The organism is Spirochaetota bacterium (assembly GCA_038043445.1).
Classification (GTDB): domain Bacteria; phylum Spirochaetota; class Brachyspiria; order Brachyspirales; family JACRPF01; genus JBBTBY01.
Window position 1 is genome coordinate 19,110 of record JBBTBY010000118.1, and the last position, 18,352, is coordinate 37,461.

10 protein-coding genes are annotated in these 18,352 nt (G+C 54.7%); 8 read left to right on the top strand and 2 right to left on the bottom strand.

What is annotated here, in order from left to right; all coding sequences use genetic code 11:
• Positions 1-97: 97 nt before the first annotated feature.
• The 3 genes from AABZ39_16170 to AABZ39_16180 all read left to right on the top strand — a co-directional run bounded on the left by AABZ39_16170 (position 98) and on the right by AABZ39_16180 (position 4,432).
• A complete protein-coding gene (locus AABZ39_16170; GenBank protein ID MEK6796317.1) occupies positions 98-1,855 on the top strand; it encodes an ADP-ribosylglycohydrolase family protein in 1,758 nt (585 codons plus the stop codon).
• A gap of 189 nt (positions 1,856-2,044) precedes the next feature.
• Positions 2,045-2,446 (top strand): PAS domain-containing protein, encoded by a 402-nt coding sequence (locus AABZ39_16175; GenBank protein MEK6796318.1) that lies wholly within the window; start codon positions 2,045-2,047, stop codon positions 2,444-2,446.
• Positions 2,447-2,698: 252 nt separating this feature from the next.
• Complete coding sequence (locus tag AABZ39_16180) at positions 2,699-4,432, top strand: DUF559 domain-containing protein (protein ID MEK6796319.1); 1,734 nt, start codon at positions 2,699-2,701, stop codon at positions 4,430-4,432.
• A 159-nt stretch (positions 4,433-4,591) separates the two neighbouring features.
• Here the strand turns inward: AABZ39_16180 and AABZ39_16185 are convergent, their stop codons facing one another.
• Together AABZ39_16185 and AABZ39_16190 are read right to left on the bottom strand one after the other, a co-directional pair.
• Positions 4,592-5,473: a VIT1/CCC1 family protein gene (locus AABZ39_16185; protein ID MEK6796320.1), complete on the bottom strand. Its 882-nt coding sequence runs from the start codon at positions 5,471-5,473 to the stop codon at positions 4,592-4,594.
• A gap of 24 nt (positions 5,474-5,497) precedes the next feature.
• Complete coding sequence (locus tag AABZ39_16190) at positions 5,498-6,373, bottom strand: AraC family transcriptional regulator (protein MEK6796321.1); 876 nt, start codon at positions 6,371-6,373, stop codon at positions 5,498-5,500.
• A gap of 146 nt (positions 6,374-6,519) precedes the next feature.
• Between AABZ39_16190 and AABZ39_16195 the strand changes: the two genes are divergently transcribed.
• The 5 genes from AABZ39_16195 to AABZ39_16215 all read left to right on the top strand — a co-directional run bounded on the left by AABZ39_16195 (position 6,520) and on the right by AABZ39_16215 (position 18,204).
• The gene (locus AABZ39_16195; protein MEK6796322.1) at positions 6,520-7,506 is read left to right on the top strand and encodes an alpha-L-fucosidase; all 987 of its coding nucleotides are present in this window, start codon (positions 6,520-6,522) and stop codon (positions 7,504-7,506) included.
• 10 nt (positions 7,507-7,516) lie between these two features.
• A complete protein-coding gene (locus AABZ39_16200) occupies positions 7,517-8,536 on the top strand; it encodes a glycoside hydrolase family 130 protein (GenBank protein ID MEK6796323.1) in 1,020 nt (339 codons plus the stop codon).
• Between the two features lie 63 nt (positions 8,537-8,599).
• The gene (locus tag AABZ39_16205) at positions 8,600-13,144 is read left to right on the top strand and encodes a LamG-like jellyroll fold domain-containing protein (protein MEK6796324.1); all 4,545 of its coding nucleotides are present in this window, start codon (positions 8,600-8,602) and stop codon (positions 13,142-13,144) included.
• A 135-nt stretch (positions 13,145-13,279) separates the two neighbouring features.
• Positions 13,280-14,962 (top strand): LamG domain-containing protein, encoded by a 1,683-nt coding sequence (locus AABZ39_16210; protein ID MEK6796325.1) that lies wholly within the window; start codon positions 13,280-13,282, stop codon positions 14,960-14,962.
• Positions 14,963-14,970: 8 nt separating this feature from the next.
• Positions 14,971-18,204 carry a sugar-binding protein gene (locus AABZ39_16215; protein MEK6796326.1) on the top strand — a complete coding sequence of 1,078 codons (3,234 nt, stop codon included), beginning with the start codon at positions 14,971-14,973 and terminating at the stop codon, positions 18,202-18,204.
• Positions 18,205-18,352: the final 148 nt, after the last annotated feature.

Here is an 18,352-nt window from a genome sequence, read left to right on the forward strand (position 1 = left end):
GCGGGGTGAGGTGTTCAATATCCGCCGTACCTATCATAATTCCCGCAGAGCCATTACACTGCAACTATATTACCATTGTGCATCATAAGGAGCCATCATGAAAAAGATATCCGACCAGGAACGCATCGTCGGCTGCATCAAGGGCAAGGCCATCGGGGGTACGCTCGGCACCCCGCTTGAGGGCAAGATGGTGCTTATGAACCATACGTTCTACGACCCCATACCCACGGGCATTCTGCCCAATGACGATTTCGACCTCCAGCTCCTTTTTCTGGAAGCGGTGGAGAACGCCGGCGGTATAGTCGATTCGAGCATACTCGCCCGCTGGTGGATAGAGAAGGTGCAATTCCCCTGGGATGAATACGGTGTCGCCAATCTCAATATTCGCCGCGGCTTCGTCCCGCCGCTCACCGGCTTTTATGATAACCCGTTCCGCAACTGCATGGGAAGCCCCATACGGAGCGAACTGTGGGCAATGCTCGCCCCGCGCCGCCCGGCGCTTGCCGCATATTTCGCCATGCAGGACGCCATGGTCGATCACTACCTCGAAGGAATGGCGGGAGAGATGTTCTTCGCCGCGTTCGAATCGGCGGCGTTCGAGGATAAGTACACGATCGATGAGCTTATCGCTATCGGCCTTTCGTACACGCCGAAAAAAAGTCAGACCTATGCCGCGGTGCGCTTTGCGCTTGATACGTACAGGACCTGTGAATGGCCCGCCCTCCGCGAGAAGATACTCGAGAAGTTCGGTCATCCCAATTTCACGGAAGCCCCGCAGAACATAGCGTTCACTATCATCGGTCTTCTCTACTATCCGAACGACTTCGACAAGGCACTCCTCTCCACCGCGAACTGCGGCTACGATACTGACTGCACGGCGGCCACCATCGGTGCCATGTGGGGCGTCATGCGCGGTGATAATTTCCCCCAGCGCTGGCTTACGCCGATAGGCGAGAACATGCTCGCGAGCCACGGCGTCACCGACATGAGCGTGGCCACCACCATAAACACCATCGCCGATCAGGTGAGCCGTGTACGCATGCTCGTTGAGAAACGGTACGCAAAGATGACCGACGCCGCGCTTAAGAAAGCGATACAAGCCGCGCTCGACAAGCCCACGATGGTGAAGATAGACCGCAACTCGGACATCACCATCGACTACGGCAAATCGCCCGTACTTTCCGGCACGAAGAAGATACCGTTCACCGGTGGCGTGAAGGCGGCGTTCGCGAAATATCCGTTCACGGCGAAGGTCGTGAAGAAGACCATCATCGTCGGCATTGACAAGAAAGCACCGTTCGTTCCAACACATGCGAAGATAACCGTAGAGACGCGGACGGGCGAGCAGTACGAATTCGGTCTCGTCACACCGCATGAACTGTCCATCGGCTATTACGATTCACCGGAAGGTTTCGCCGATATCGCCAAGCGTTCCATCGACGATCTTACCGCGGAAAAGAAACTCGCGCCGTTCACGCTGGAAGACCGCTCACTCCTCCTTAAGGACTTGAAGGATTCACCCTGGATACATCTCGTGGGATATTTCCATCTCGGGAGCTATGCGAAGTATCGGCTCGCGCCGTTCTGCGAGTGCCCGATGATAAGCTTCATCGACGGCGAGCAGTCGCATCGCGCGGACGAGGGACGTGCCTGCATACCCGCACCCCATCGCGGCGGCGGGGCCATGATGCATGACCGGGAGCTAAAGGGCGGCTGGCATCGCTGGGATATTTTCCTCAACAAGGCGAAACCCATTCGCGGCGGCGAGGTGTGCATAACGATAAGCGACGCGTACACGAAGATGCTCACCGATTTCCGCTTCCAGCGCAAGCCATGCGGGGTGTATAAGTACTAGGGAAAGACCGTCGCGAAAATAGAGAACAAGGGGTCATGACCCCTTGTTCTCAGCAATTCAGCTGATGGTATAATGATTGTGCTCCTAATCGATACATAAGATCTGTATTTTCGCGACAGACTGAGGACGTGTATTGCATTCCCCTCATAATTTTATATAGTAGAGCATCATATCCCCGAGGAGTACACGATGCTCGACCAATTAACGCCCGAACAGGTGAAAGCGATATTCGAAACGGTCCCGATGGAGATAACCGTCATCGATGCGAAGGACGAGGTCGCCGGATGGAATCAGCACGACAAACGCCTTTTCAAGCGTCCGCATTCGTCCATGGGCGTGAATTTCCGCGAATGCCATCCGAAGGAAAGTCTCCACAAGGTAGAACAGATCGTCGGCGAGATGAAAGCGGGTAAGCGGGATAAAGCGCGGTTCTATATCGATATGACGGTAAAGGACGGATCGAAGCATAAGATACTCATCGAATTTTTCGCGCTCCGCGATGAGACGGGGAAATACCTCGGCTGCATGGAATGCACGCAGGATGTCGAATCGATACGCGCGATCTCCGGAGAACAGCGCCTCCTGCAGTAAATAATACTGCGTCGCGATCGCACACTCACCCCCTCAGGGCTCCCCCTCTCTCACGGGGATGTGAGAGAGGGGGAGATCACAAGTACTGTCAATGAATTGCCATTGTGTATCCAATCCCGCATGTTATAGTATGATTATATGGGAATTGTTCCCGCTAGGCACACAGGCGTCACCGTGTATTGCAACGACTGCAACATCAGTGTCGCACGTGTGAGAGAAGGAAGGTGTAAGAAAAGATAGGGGGATGGTGTGATGCTAAGAGGATCTACGGTAACAGCACGTCGATTACGTGCTGAACAGACTTCCGCTGAAAGGGAATTGTGGAAACATCTACGCGGCAGAAAACTCGGCGGGATGAAGTTCACTCGTCAGCATACGATTCGGTATATTGATGACGGGAAGGCGTATTACTTTATTGCCGATTTTTATTGCGCTCAATGCAAGTTGTGTGTTGAGATAGACGGTTCGATCCATAAAGCCCAAGAGGAGTATGACCGTATGCGAAGCTCGATCATGCGTAATTTCGGCATTCGTACCATTCGCTTTTCGAATGAGGAGGTAATACATAACAGCAGTGAAGTATTGAAAAAGATCAACGATATTTCTTCTTCTCCCCTTCCCCTCTCTCACTTCCCTGTGAGAGAGGGGAAGGGGCTGGGGGATGGGGTGAGTGTGCCCAGCGGAAAAACAGCATTGAACGCGATGATCGCATTTTCCTTCCTCATCCTCTCCTGCGCCCCCGGCACCCAATCCCTACGAACCAGCATGCCGAAGCTGAAGATAGACCCTAAGAGCATCAAGGAAATCCCCGGCCACCTTGACTTGGCGAAACTTAAGGTGATATACGAAGACGGCGAGTTTATAAAGTGGATCGATGAAAAAGGGCGGACGAATATTTCGTTTGAACCACAAAAATACATCCCTAAACAGGTCAAATTAGATGAGGATAAATTTTGTCAGGTGTTAGGTACAAATGGAAATGTATACGAATGGCCTGATTTCACGAGTAAAATAATTGATCAAGTAAATAGCAATGAAATCATCAAAGTTGTCGAGGAATACAAATATTTTACAAAAGTTAACACGACTCGGAATATTGAGGGCTGGATCGAACGCTCCGTTATGAACGATTATTTGCTTAAAAAAACCGCAAATGCTAATTTCAGCGTTGTCAGGGAGAGTGATTATCTTGTTATACGAAACAAGGATGGTGCTGTCATAAAAAAAGAATTTATGCGTGAAACCGTAACAAAAAGCGTTGCCAGCATTTCTGATGTTAAATTGATTTACACCACCTATGATCCGCTTATGTATCAATCTGTTCAGGACAAACTCCCTGGCGTATTTCAAACCAATAAGATAAGCTCTGTAAAAGTTGATATATCTCGAACGCAAGCACTAAGCAAGCTTACCTATAGCTATAATATTGCCATCCAATTTCTCGACGTAAACAAAAGAGAGGTGTTTCAGGACTTGTTTTCAGGTATAATGAATGCATCGGGTGAACGAATGATCTCAATCAATGGTGTAATTGAAGGAGCGTCTTCTTACTACTATAATGGCTACGTTTATAACATGTTATCTGTAGAGCTTTCCTGGACGCCTCCGGAGGGACGCATACCTACCGATGGAAGACCATTGGATTGGTGTATGATTTATCGCAATGGGATGTTAATATTCTCCGGCCAAGACTCTGCGGAATATAGCTATTCCTATATTCCAAATATACAAATGGCATTGATAACGCACAAGACAGACATTACTGAAGATTTTATATTTGATCCAATCAAAAAAATAAAAATCTATGCCGTGACCAATATTTCTCTGTCGCAATCACAGTTGTATTACGCAATTAAATATGATAAATCAGGTAACATTTATCGCCATGATGTGAAAGTGAGAATAGATAAAGATGGTGCAGCGTTAAACGAGTCCATAAAAACAAATTTTCTGTTTAATGTATACAGCAATGGATACAGAAAATGAAACCCATTTGGGTTGTCATGATAAGTGTACTTACAACCTTATTTTTGCTTGCAGTAAATAACCCCTAACCCCCGCCCCCTTTCCCCTTCAAAAGGGGAGCCGGATAACTTCTTGAAGTGAGAAATATTTTATCGGCGGGGATAGGGGTTTCTTTCCCCTCTAATGCACACCCTTCGTATTGAACACCATCCCCGCCGCGCTCCCGATGAGGAATGATGCGAGCACGACCGCGGCACATACCCCGAGCGTTTCAAGAAGCACGGTGCGGTAACGCAGTCCCTTGACCACGGCCATGAAGAACGTGAACACCACGATGATGAAGAGCACGGACGCTATCGCTATCATGAGCGCGTGATAGCAGTTCTTCATATAAAAATACGGCGTCACAATCGTGAGCACGATGAATAGATAGATGCTCCCTGAATAGAGCACCGCGCGTATCGGCTTTATACCTTTGTCATGTGCGCCTTCCGCTTTCTGTGAGAGATATTCCGACGCGGACATGGCGAGCGTTGCCGCAAGGCCGCTGATGAGCACGGTAGCGCCGATGAGGCCGCCGTTCTGCATGGCGAAGGTAAGCCCCACCGAAATGCCGGTGAACTCCTGTATCGAATTGTTGAGCGCAAGCACCATCGAGCTCATGTACGCAAGGCGTTCCTCGCCTATCATGCTGATGAGCTCTTTCTCATGCTTGTATTCATCGCGGACGATGCGCACGATCTCGGGCATATTCCCCTCGAAGTGTTCGTACGCTATCTCAGCACGCTTCTCCCCGTTCTCCATGAGCTTGATGCCGAACGTGAGGCCGAATATCTTCGCGCAGAATATGTAGAAGGCTGCCTTGAGCCGATCCGGCATGATGTCGATGCCGGTGAAGCGCTTGAACTGATGATAATGCCTGAGCTCGTCGGTGGCTATCTGCTCGAGTATGCGCTTATTCTCGCCGGTCGCACGCTTGGCGAACGCGCTGTAGACGATATGCTCGGTCACCTCATTGCGCTGGAAGGCGATGAGCTTCTGCATGCGTATATCTTTTTTCATGATGCCTCCATTCCTGAGCGTATACTACCGCGCTGCCGTATCGAGCCGGGCGTTCATCCGGTAGCGCACGGGCGTCGTTCCCGTTTCGCGCCTGAACATGCGCGTGAAATAATTGCTGTCCGAGAAACCGCAATCATAGGCGATATCGCTTACGCTCGCATCGCTGCTTCGGAGCATGTCCGCCGCGCGGGAGATGCGCACACGAAGGAGATAATCGATGGGGCTTACACCGAAGCATTCTCCGAAAAGACGCGTGAGATGGCGCACCGAGAGACCGACTGCCTTTGCCGCACCGGCAAGGGTTATATTATCTGAAAAATTCGATTCAAGGAAACTCGCAGCATGCGCCGCTTTGTAGTACGTCCCCGCCGCGGGTGCAGATGATGCGGGTACATAGCGCCGTGAAAGAAAGGCAAGGATATCGGTGAAATACGCCTTAACGAGCGCCTCATATCCCGGCTCTTTTCCGCGGAGCTCAGCCCAGAGCGTTTCGATCTTCCGTTCAAGCACGGCAAGATCATGCGTGGAAAGCATGAGACGGCAGGCGAATCCGCTGGCAGCATGCGACCGCGGGCCGATCACGAAAAGCGACTGATACCCGGGAATACGGGCAAGTTCCGGGGCAATGTCCGCCGGGAGCGTGGCCGGATATGAAAGATTGTAAATGACAGTCCCCTCGGTCCTGCTGAAGGCGTGCGCCGTGCCCGGATTGACGACATAAACATCGCCGCGCCGGACCACATGGCGTGCATCGTTGATATGATGTTCGGCAACACCGCCGATGACGACGACAAGTTCGGTGACATTATGGGTGTGCATCTCAAAGTCGCGCGAGAGCGTATGGCGTGAGACGGTGAAGAAAAAACCCTTCGTGTCCACGCGTATGTGCCGGGGCTGCATGGCCGGATAATGCTATGAAACGGCCGAATAATCAAGGCCGGGGCATCGGAATGTTCCTATAATTATTCATATGGACGATCTTCACGAATGATCTTCTCATTTCCCTATCGCTTCATGGAATGCATGTCATCTCGCTGGAGCAGCACATGAACGTCCCGTCTCCTACCCGCGCACAGACAGCATGGCTCACACTCAGGTACGGCATGTTCGTAAGCTTCGGGATGAACACCTTTGCCGGCTGCAGTTGGGGCGACGGCAGGGTCCCGGCTGCGAACTTTGACCCGACACACTTGGACACCGATCAGTGGATGGAAGTCGCCGCCGAGGCCGGTATGAAGTATGCCGTGCTGACAGCGAAACACCATGACGGCTTCTGCCTGTGGCCGACACGCCATACCGAATATTGTGTACGCAACAGCCCCGGCAGGCCGGATGTCGTCGGCCGCTTTGCGGAGAGCTGCCGCAAGGCGGGTATACGCGCCGGGCTTTATTATTCATTGTGGGACCGTAATTTCCCGAACTACGAAGATGATGCCGCCTACTGCGATCTCATGTTCGCGCAGATAGAGGAGCTCCTCACGCAGTACGGCGATGTGATCGAACTGTGGTTCGACGGGGCGTGGGACAAGGATCACCCGACCCGCACCTGGCAATTCGATGAAACCTGGGAACGCGAGCGCACCCCCGGCTACAGCCGCGGAGAACGCTGGCGCTGGCGCGAGCTGTACGAAATGATACACCGCCTGCAGCCGGATTGTCTGGTCGTCAACAATACATCGAGCGATAGGCCGGGCGCGATCAAGTATCTGCCGGTGGACATTCGTACCTCAGAGCATTTCAACTTCATTTACCGAGGCCGCCGGGTAGATACGCGCATGGACCCTGTTTTTATCGACGAGCAAGGCGGTAAAAACTGGATCGCGATGGAGTACTGCACCAGCCTCAATCCGGAATGGTTCTTCATTGAGGGGCGTTATTATCCGCATCCATCCGCTCTCGCTATTGCCGATTGGCTTCGTACGGCGCGCAATGCCGGCGGGAATTTGCTGCTCAATGTCGGCCCTGACAAACAGGGATCGATACCGGAATATCACCGCCCATTCCTGCGTGACGCCGCGCATTTGAGCATGTAAGGAGACCACCATGCACAAGCGGACACTTTCGATACCGTCATATGCGCGTGTTCCCGGCAACCCTGTCATTACACCGGATCCGGCATCCGTATTCGACTGCCCCATGCGCGGACGTCCGATACAATGGGAAGCGCTGCACACGTTCAATCCCGCCGCAGTGGTAAGGGACGGGAAAGTACATCTTCTCTACCGCGCCGAGGACAATACCGGAGCGATGAAGATCGGGGCGCACACCTCACGTCTCGGCATAGCGGTAAGCGACGACGGCATCAATTTCCGCCGCGAGAAAGAACCGGTAGTATTCCCCGACAGCACGCAGAAGGAATATGAATGGGACGGCGGCTGCGAAGACCCGCGCCTTGTGGAGATGGAGGACGGCACGTATGTCCTTACTTATACGCAGTGGAACCGTAAGCTCCCGCGCCTGGCAATTGCAACATCACGCGATCTTCGTGCCTGGACAAAGCACGGTCCTGCATTCTCCGGGGCTGATCGTGACCGTCATTCAAAATCAGGCGCCATTGTCTGTGCATTGAAAAATGACCGTCTCATCGCCGCGAAGGTCAACGGAAAGTATGTCATGTACTGGGGCGAACAGAATATCTCCTGCGCCGTTTCCGATGACGGAATCCATTGGGATGCAGGCGATGTCGTCCTTCCCAAGCGTGAAGACATGTTCGATGCATCCATTACTGAGGGCGGTCCTTCTGCGGTCTTGACCGATGACGGCATCGTCGTCATCTATAACGGAAGCGCCCGCGGGAATTATCCTCTCTCTGATATACGTAACCGCTATGCTGCCGGATGTGCGATATTTGATGCGGACGACACAAAGCGCTGCCTCGCCCGCACGGATGAGCCGTTCTTCAAACCCGAGGCATCGTACGAATTGTCGGGACAATACGTCGCCGGTGACATCTTTTTCGAAGGCATGGTCTATTTCAAAGGGAAATGGTTCATCTACTACGGCGCTGCGGACTCCTGTGTTGCCGTTGCTGTCGCGGATGCATTGCCGTCCCTTGCGGGCTGATACGCATTTCAGCAGATCCATGATACAATGGCATGTAATACTCAAGCATGAACGAGGTGACGTATGATGATCCGGGCGATCATTACCGGTGCGCTTATGGCTTCGGCCTTGATCACGGCACATGCAGCGGATGAAGGACTTGCCGCATGGTGGGGCTTTGAAGATTCGAACGGGGATATCGTCAAGGACCGTTCGGGGAACGGCATTGACGCTGCTGTCATAGGCACGGCTTCCTGGGTAGCCGGACGTCATGGCGGCGGACTGAAGCTCAGCGGCAATACATATGTCGATTGCGGTACGTCGGAAAAGATCGACTTTACATCGGATTTTTCCATATCGTTCTGGATAAAGGCAGAGCCGGTCTCCGGCGGCAGCGGCTGGACGGGGCTGGTGAGCCGATACGAATCAACAAAGGGTTTTGACATCAATCTCATGACGGGCACCGGTAATTTCGAGATCGGGGCGCGTGGTACGCCGCAGATCGTCGCGGCGAAGATCGGGACACCGGTCATCGATGATACCTGGCATCACATAGTCGTTGTGTTCACGAAAGCCGGTTTCACGCTCTATCAGGACGGCAAGCGGACGGCGGAGAAGAGCGGGACATGGGGGCCGGCGAGCACAGCAGCGAAATTCCTTATCGGCAAACGCGCCGGGGTTGGCTCATTCACCGGCGTCATCGATGAGGTGCGCGTGTTCAGCCGCGCGCTTTCTGAGAACGAGGCTGCCGAGGAATTCACCTTTATTCCGTCAGCGGCTGTTCAGAAAAAACCGGCCCCCTCCGCGGCCGCAGGATCGGCGAATAAATTCCTTACCGCACCCGACGGAACACCGCTCATCATGCCGACGCTCGGCAAGGAAGGGGTGATAACCGCCGGTGATAAAATGCTTGTCCTGTCCAAGGGCGGCTTCAATTACCAGGTGAACGGCCTTGAGATGTTCCGTCTGCGGCTCCTGTGGGGCGATAAGTCCTGTTACGGAGAAGCGAACGAGAAGACGACCGTCTCTGCTGATGTGAACGTGGAAAAGCGCGAGATCATCGTACGCGGCAAGACCGGCTGCCCGGCACGGCCGGATGCGGCCTTCGAGATGCGCGCTGTCATCGAGGATGACGGGCGTATCCGCATCAAAACAAAGTTCATCGATGTCGGCGACTGGCAGTTCTACCGCTTCTTCGGACTGCGTTTCAACAAAGCGGTCATGGACGGTCTTGCCTACCGCGACGGCGGCGAGGTCATGACCATCGGTGCGGCGAAAGCGCCGAAACTTACATCGGGGACGGTGGAATTCTTCACCGACAAGCCGGATTATGCTATATCGTTCACCCCGAAGGGTGCGCATGACCTCCGCGATGAACGCCCGGCGCAGATAGACTATTGGCTTACGGTGAACGCTGAACAGGAGACCGAGGTCGTCATCGACATGCGCAAAGTGAGCGCGGCAAAGGCACAGTCTCTCAAAACGGAAACGACCGATGACAGTGATCCGTATCAGGTGGCGAAATATAACCGCGTGGAATTGCCGAACTACAAGGCGTCGCGCAATCTCATACAGAACCCGAGTTTTGAAGAGGGACTGCACGGCTGGGAAATGGGCGGCGTTGGATACAATATCGCCGATCCGGACCATGCGCGAGAATGGCTGCGTGTCGTATCCAATGAGTCGCAGCATGGGCTCTCATCGGCGCGCATACAGCTTCGCAAACAGACCGATCCGAATTTCATACCTATGCCGGGGACGATATCACCGTATACATTCCAGCCCATCCCCGGGAAAAAGTACACGTTCAGTTTCTACGCGAAAGCCGATGAGCCCACCGGCGTGACGATGATAATAGTCACCAAGAACTGGGGCAAGTGGATGCACGATAAATATTTCGGCGTCGGCACGTCCTGGCAGCGGTATACGACGACGTTCACCGCTACCGATTCGCCGGGAGCACTCACGCTCGGCATCGGCTGGTCCGCGGGAGCCATAGTCCCGAAGATGACAACACCCCTTGTGAACATCTATATCGATTCCATCCAGCTGGAGCAAGCCGAATCGGCGAGCGAGTTCACCGTCAAGCCCGTGTCCATATCACTTGAAGGCACGGGCGAGGTGCAGTACCTGAACGACGCGAAGCAGCTATCCGTGACGCTCATCAACAATACGTCCGTGGGCCGCACGGTCGACGCAAAGGTCATCGTACGCGATTACTATAAGCGCGAGGTGTTCACGAAGTCGCTTGCTGGTGTTCCTCTTGCGTCCGCGGGCAGGCACACCGCACTGATAGATGTCCCCGATGCCATGGACTATGTCGGTGCATACAGCATCAAGGTCGTTACGAAAGATTCATCCGGTCTTGAGGACTATGATTTCTTCCGCGTCATGGTCATCAACCCGTTCACCAAAGAACGCCTTCTTTCAATGAAGAACCGCCTCATCTTTTCCTGGGGCAATCCGGTACCCGTATCGCATGCGGCACGGGCGCGCGAGCTCGGTCTCGGCGCATTCCAGACCGGCGGCATGTTCCCGGTGCCCAAAGAGCTTTATCAGGCGTTCGATGATGAAGGCATACTGATGATGACCGGCATATTCGGCGACAATCATACGACCGACCGCGGGACGGGGATATTCTCCATATTCACCAATCTCCGCTTCGAGACATCGCTCGAGAGCCCCACGATGAAACGCATGTTCGATTCGCTCCCCGAATATTTCCGCACGTTCAAGCATCACAAGTACTGGAAGTACATGAATGAGCCGTACATGGACAGGCTTACGATACCGAGCATTTACAATCCGAAGACGCATGTTGAGATGATGGAACGCGTCTACGGCATACTGAAAAAAGAGATACCCGATGCCGTCGTCTATTCATCCGACCCGTGGGAGAACCATGAGAATGCGCGGCGCTGGCTCGGCCTTATTCTCAAGAACGGCGGTGCGAAATATTTCGATATACTCGCGACACATCCCTACCGCGCAAAACCCGAACAGCCCGATCTTGAGAAGGACACCGAGGCGCTCATTGCCATGGCCGATGAGAACGGTTTTAAGGGCGATATATGGTACACCGAGGGCGGGCTGTATGCGCGCAATAATATCCCGAAGCTCGGCATTCTGCCGACGAAGCCCTTGAGCGAGGACGGCATACGCTTCTCGCGCTTTACCGGCGACATCATCGGCGACCGTGTGGGGTATTCGCTCGCGATGCGTAGCTTTCTTACTACGCTCCGTTACAGCGACCGCGTGAAGATGTTCCTCTACTGGACAAGCGCCTATGCAATGGACCATATCACTGGTGTTCCCACCGAGCTCGGCACGCTCGTGAACTATGCGGCGAACATCCTCGGCAACGCGAAATTCGTCCGGGCATACGATTATGCGAAGACGACACGTACCTATGTGTTCGATAACGGCGAGGGCCGCGGCATTGCCGTGCTCTGGGACTGGGACGATGCGCTTGAACGCCGTGAACGTGCGCCGTACCGTTTCCGCCTTGCCGACGCGGCGAAGCTCAAGATGACCGATTCGTTCGGCAGACCGCTTGCCGTCGACATAAAGGACGGGAGCGCGGTGTTCGATATCGATTTCCAGCCGCACTACATTCGCGCCAAAAGTGTGGGCGATCTCACGACGGCGCTCGACCGTTCGCGCATCGAATTCCGCGAGGATGAGATCATCGATGCTGCGCTTAGCATGAGCGAGGCGCGCACGCTTTCAATTACCGTCAATAATCGCGACACGAAAGTGTTCTCCGGGGAATTTGCCGGTACGGTGAACGGCATAAGCATAAAGGAAAGCCTCTCGATACCGCCGCTCGCTGCGAAAGCGATCACCGCTGACGTGTCCTCGTCAATTGACAGAACGAAGGCGCGCTTTGCGGTGAACGTTGCCGGGGCGGTGATCGCGAACGGGAAGTCCTCCCGTGATGTGAGGACATCGATACCGGTGCTTATCTGCGAGCGGGCGAAGGGAAGCATCACTATTGACGGCGACCTTTCTGACTGGAAGGGATATCGCCCGATACCGATGGGACATGATCGGGCTGATGTGATCGAGTTCGCAAAAGGCGCATATGGCGGCATGGACGATATATCCGCAGCGGCATATCTCACCTATGACGATGAGAACCTGTATCTTGCGCTCGATGTGAAGGATAACGCCCACCGTCAGTCGAAGTCCGGCGGCGGCATGTGGACTGGCGACAGCGTGCAGATCTTTCTCGATCCGTTCAGGGACGGCACGGCAGAACGTCCGAACATGTATGAGGATTACGCCTATATCTTCGGCAAGGGCAGCGCCGGCGACGAAGTGTTCAGGAATCTCACGCCGGAAAAACAGGTCGCCTTCCTCGAGAACGCCGTCAGCGAAAAGGGCGTTGACATCAAGGTCGTTCGCGATGAGGCGGGAAAACGCACGGTGTACGAGCTTCGTTTCCCGAAGAAATACATCATACCGGTGCCGCTCAAAAAAGGCGTTATAGGGCTCGGCATTATGATCAATGATGCCGATGCAGCCGATGAAAAAGGGAATGATGCGCGGAAGTCGGGCGTGACAACAGCGCCGGGAAAGGAATTCTGGAAACAGCCGCAGAACCTCTCGCAGTGTGTGTTTGAATGAGGCGCCGCACATTCTGCAAAGTGACGCGCAGATCTTACCAAGCGGCATTAATATCCGCCGAGAACATCTTACTCACTGTGCGCTATAATCATCAGTACGGTACGTTCTGATATGACGTGTTCGAGGAGATCCCCCATGCGTTCGATAGCCGTTTTCATGCTGTTCGCATCGCTTTGTTCAGCGGAGATGGTCCTGCGTTTCCCCTTCGACGAGGACAAGGGGACAAGCACCGCCGATGTCTCCGGCGCCGTTACTGCTCTCGCTCAGAATTGTACCTGGACGGACGGGCGGTCCGGGAGCGCGCTCAAATTCACGCCGGCGGAAAAGTCCGCGGTCATCGTGAAGGCGCCGCTTCGGGTAAAGGACATATCGATATCGCTCTGGTTCAAGAGCGACAGTGATCAGAAAGATCCGCATCTTGCCTGCTGCATCGGCGACGGCAAGCAGGGGTTCCGCATCTTCATGAACGGCAACATCATCATCTGGCAGCTCCCGTCAGCGGAGATAGCCTGGGGGTACCGGCTCGGCGCAACGGCAGCGAGCGTACCCGGACAGTGGAATCATGTCGTGTGCACGTATGACGGCGAGGCGATGTATATCTATCTCAACGGCAAAGCGGCGGGATCGATGAAACGAAGCGGCTCCATCGTAACTCCCACCGTGCCGCTTATCATCGGCGCCTACAGCGATGCGGGCACAGCGGTGTTCTCCGGATCCATCGACGACGTCGCTGTCTACGACAATGCGCTTACGCTCGAGGAGGCGAAGGCGCTCTATGCATCGGCGGATGCGGCAAAGGGTGCTGCGAAGACGGAACGTATCGATATGAACGTGTCAGCGGCGGAGGCGATGCGGAATGTCCCCAATGAATTGAAGAACGCATCGTTCGAGGAGAGCGGCCAGTGGGCCATGCAGCATCCCTGGACGACGGCTGAGGGCGGTATTGCAGGACCGCGTACCGCACAGATAGCGTACGATAAGGACAAACATCACAAATTCCTTGAGCAGACCGTGACCGTATCCCCGAACGCGTTCTATGCGATGCGCCTCTGGTTTCGCTCGGAATTTACGGACGATACGCATATCGTACGCGGGCTCGGCTTCTTCGCCGGCAATGCGAAGAACGAACCGCTCTTCACCTACACATCGCACAATGCCGAGTTCGCGTATTGGGTGCCCGTGTATCATTTCTTCAATTCGGGAGAAAGCACATCGGCGAAATTCTCGGTGTATCTTGAGGGCTATTCCGCGGCCGCCAACCTCTGGGCCGACGATGCCGCGCTCTGGAAATTATCGGACGACGAGCTCAAAGGGGCTCTCATACCCAATGCCGATTTTGAACTGAACGCGAACGGCGATTTCCCCGTGTGCTGGGCCGACGGCTTGGGCTGGCAGAAGGAAAAACGCCCGCCGCTGAAAATATCGACCGATGACTCCGCCGATTTCATACGCGGCAAAAGCAGCCTAAAGCTTGACGGTTCATCGTTCACGGCAGCGGATACGGAGAACGGCGTCGTGTCCGTGGCCGTACCCGCGATCACCGGAAAGGAATATCGTCTTTCTGTCTGGATGAAAGCAGAGAAGCCCGAGACCGCGGCGAGGCTCATGATAGACGGACATCAGCCGGGAAAGACGCACTGGTTCAAGCAGACCTATGTCACGCTCGATACCGCCTGGCGGCGCTTTACTTTCGACGCGCGCATACCAGATGCTGCTGACGCGAAATACTATCTTCCCGCGCGGCTTGTCATGGCGCGCATCATGGTCAAAGGCCCGAACGTCATCTGGGCCGACGAAGTCAAACTTACACAGAAATAGGGGTTGTCATGGAACGAACGATACGCATCATCACGCTCACTATGTGTGCGGCGGCCGTACTTTCCGCGAAGAATCTCATCAAGAATTCAAGCTTTGAGACGGGGCTTGAGGGTTACGGCGTACAGCGCGCGGTACCGGCGGCGAAAGAAGCGGCCGATATCCCGTTCGCGCTCCCGCGCATCGACTCGAATGAGAGCGTGCATGGCCGAGCGAGCGTGCGTCTTGAGTGTGTGAACGGCTCCGGCGTAAAGGTGATAATGAAAGAAGTCGCGCTTGAAGGCGGCAAACGATATACGTTCTCCATACGCATGAAGGCATCGCGCCCAAACACCAAGGTCGTGCTCGATCTGAGAAGCGCGGAGGAGGAAAACATCTATAACGGCACGGAGCGCTCCTGCCTTGTCGGCACGGCATGGGCGGACTATTCGCTCTCGCACGCGGTACCCAAGGGGCGGAAGTACTATCATATACAATTGCACTGCAACACCAGCGTCCGTACCGCCCTCGATGCAGATACGACGCTCTGGCTTGACGCCGTACAGATGGATGAAGGCGAGAGCACGCTGTATGTCCCGCCCGCACTAGAGCTCGGTATATCGAGAACGCGTGCGCGCGCGTATACCCTCTCGGCGAACGAAGCATATCCGGTGCGTGCCGTTGTACGCAATAATGGGACCGCGCCGGTATCCGCAAAGATATCCTACCGCGTTGTCGACGATTATTTCGGCAGAACGGTAAAGACCAGCGAGGCTCTCGTGAATGCAGGAGCGGATGCATCAACAGTGGAGATGATAGACAATGTCTCGCCGATGAAGCGCGGGAAATATACGCTGACCGCGGAACTTATCGTCAATGGATCTGTCGCCGATACGAGTGTGCTCGATCTTGCCGTCATCGATTCAGTAAAAACGAGCGCGTTCACCGACGGGTATGCCGTTGCGGGACAGGGATTTCCGCATGCGGTCAATCTCGGCGTGGGCTTTAAGGACAGGCCGCTCTTCGTGCTCTTCGGCAATACCGTGAGCGACTGGTTCGATTTCTATGCCGAAGGCGGGCACCGCATCGTACGCGACTGGGGCGGCAGCGACAATGACATGCTCCTCTGGCGGCACATCGAGCCCGAGGAAGGGAAATACGACTGGGCCATGGCCGACCGCTTCCTTGAGGAGTCGATGAAGCGCGGTATGAAGGTCATGCCCACGCTCGGCGGCTGGTGGTGGATACGAGAGCCCGCGAAGGGATGGGAGCCCGAATATTTCCCGGAATGGGCGATACCGCGTATGAAATTCGGCGTCGGCGCGAACGCGGCGGAAGCGGCGAAGGGCGCGCGCATGTGTCTTACACCCCCCGAAGAACTCACGGAATGGCAGCGCTTCGTTAAGGCATGTGTTGCGCGGTATAAAGGGCGCATTACACATTGGGAGATACTGAACGAACCGAACGTGAACATAAGCCCGGAGTATTACACCGCATATCTTGCGATGATGAACCGCATCATAAAGGAAACGGACCCCAACGCGCGCGTCGTCGGTTTCTGCGCCACCGGTGATCTCGGCGGCAATATCGGCAAATTCCTCGAGGAATGCTTCAAGCTCGGCGCGCTTACGCACTGCGATGTCGTGTCGTATCACGCGTACGGCGCTCCGCTCGATTGGTCGGCGCCGATGTCCGCGGAGGCGAACAATGCCGGCATACGCGCGCTCGTGAACAAGTACGGCGGCGAGAAGAAGGAGATATGGAATTCCGAGCTTTACTATCTCGGCAAACCGACGAAGAACGACTTTTATCTCCAGCCCCTTATCAAGGGACATGAGCTTGCGCGGCGATATCTTATCGATGCAGCGAGCGGAGTGGGAAAGTCATTCACCATACCGTGCGGCTATCTCAAGAAGTCCGAGCTCGCCCCCAATTACTGGCATTCGTCCGATTTCCTGAGCGGCGATCTTATCCCGAGCCATCTCTTTGTCATCAACAATACGCTTGCGCGCGAGTTCACCGGCATTCGTTTCACGAAGCAGATAACGACATCAGGCCGCACCAAGCTCTATCTCTACGAACGTGCCGCAGGACCGATAGCAGCGGCATGGAGCTATGACCCGGGGAATAAGCCCTTCATCATGACATTCCCCAAAGCGGCTGGCAAAGTACGCCTCATCAATATCATGGGGAACACCATCGATGTTCCGGGCGGAAGTGACATCGTTATGGATATCGACAATACGCCGTTCTACATTGTGCCTGCCAGCATCGACAAATCAGCGTTCACCGCGCTCCTTGAGTCGGTTACGGTACGCGGAAAGAATCCGCTTGAGCTTTTCGCACAGTATTCCTTCCGCGGCGCATCGCCGGCGCTCGCCTTCGAGGTAAAGAACACAGCCCCCGAGGACGTATCCTGCTTCATCAATGCCCGCGTACGCGGAGATGCGGTAACGCTTCCGGTATCCGGCAAAGAGAAAATAATACCGGCGCTCAGTGCGAAGACATTCTTCCTCCCGCTTGAAGCAAAAAGCGAATGGTCGAGAGCATCGATACTCCTGCAGGCCGAGGTCGGCGACAGGATATACGATTTCCCGGCAACGATATATCCCAAACCGTCACGGATGTGCACGGCGCTGTCGACCCCGATAACCGTGGACGGCACGCTTACCACGGCTGAATGGGCAAATACCGCACGAGTCATCCTTGACCGGCGTGAGCAGATAAAAGAAGGCGATGCATCTTCGTGGAGCGGCGCCGATGAATTCTCCGGCGTTATCTCCGTGGTGTACGATGCGGATGCACTTTACATCGGCATGAACGTGAAAAAGGCGGGCGGGCGCGGTGAACGGCGCGACAGGGACGCCGCATGGGACGGCGATGCGCTTGAGCTTTTCATCGATACGGACCCGGACGCCATGCTCGATACGCCCACGTTCACGAAGCACTGCTTTCAAATGCTCTTCGGCTTACCGACGCCGAAGCACCCCGGCATATTCTGCATGAAGCGCGGCATGACGGACAAGCAGATCGATCCTGCGTCCATTACCCATGCCACCGCAGAGAACGCATCGGGATATTCGCTTGAAGTGCGCATACCCTGGGGCGAGATAAACGGCGCACGGCTTTCAGGCGGCGGCGTCATGGGATTCGATGCGGGCATAGACAACAATACGAGCGGTCAGCGCAAGTGGCAGATGCTCTGGTGCGGGAAGAACGATAATTACAAGAACAGAATGAATTATGGACGATTGATACTGCAATAAAAGAAGTTTTCATTTGCCACCATCACCGCCTTCCGCCCTCGCTTACCCTGCCCCACCCCCATCAAGCATCGTAATTCCGTCCGAATTTACCGATATTTCTTTCCCGCGGCAACACCTTTCATACCCCCATGCCGTCTACGCATCGGCA

Coding starts and splice junctions, on each gene's coding strand:
- AABZ39_16175 (MEK6796318.1), top strand. CDS start 2,045: ATGCTCGACCAATTAACGCCCGAACAGGTGAAAGCGATATTCGAAACG.
- AABZ39_16180 (MEK6796319.1), top strand. CDS start 2,699: ATGCTAAGAGGATCTACGGTAACAGCACGTCGATTACGTGCTGAACAG.
- AABZ39_16210 (MEK6796325.1), top strand. CDS start 13,280: ATGCGTTCGATAGCCGTTTTCATGCTGTTCGCATCGCTTTGTTCAGCG.
- AABZ39_16190 (MEK6796321.1), bottom strand. CDS start 6,373: ATGCAGCCCCGGCACATACGCGTGGACACGAAGGGTTTTTTCTTCACC.
- AABZ39_16205 (MEK6796324.1), top strand. CDS start 8,600: ATGATGATCCGGGCGATCATTACCGGTGCGCTTATGGCTTCGGCCTTG.
- AABZ39_16170 (MEK6796317.1), top strand. CDS start 98: ATGAAAAAGATATCCGACCAGGAACGCATCGTCGGCTGCATCAAGGGC.
- AABZ39_16185 (MEK6796320.1), bottom strand. CDS start 5,473: ATGAAAAAAGATATACGCATGCAGAAGCTCATCGCCTTCCAGCGCAAT.
- AABZ39_16200 (MEK6796323.1), top strand. CDS start 7,517: ATGCACAAGCGGACACTTTCGATACCGTCATATGCGCGTGTTCCCGGC.
- AABZ39_16195 (MEK6796322.1), top strand. CDS start 6,520: ATGAACGTCCCGTCTCCTACCCGCGCACAGACAGCATGGCTCACACTC.
- AABZ39_16215 (MEK6796326.1), top strand. CDS start 14,971: ATGGAACGAACGATACGCATCATCACGCTCACTATGTGTGCGGCGGCC.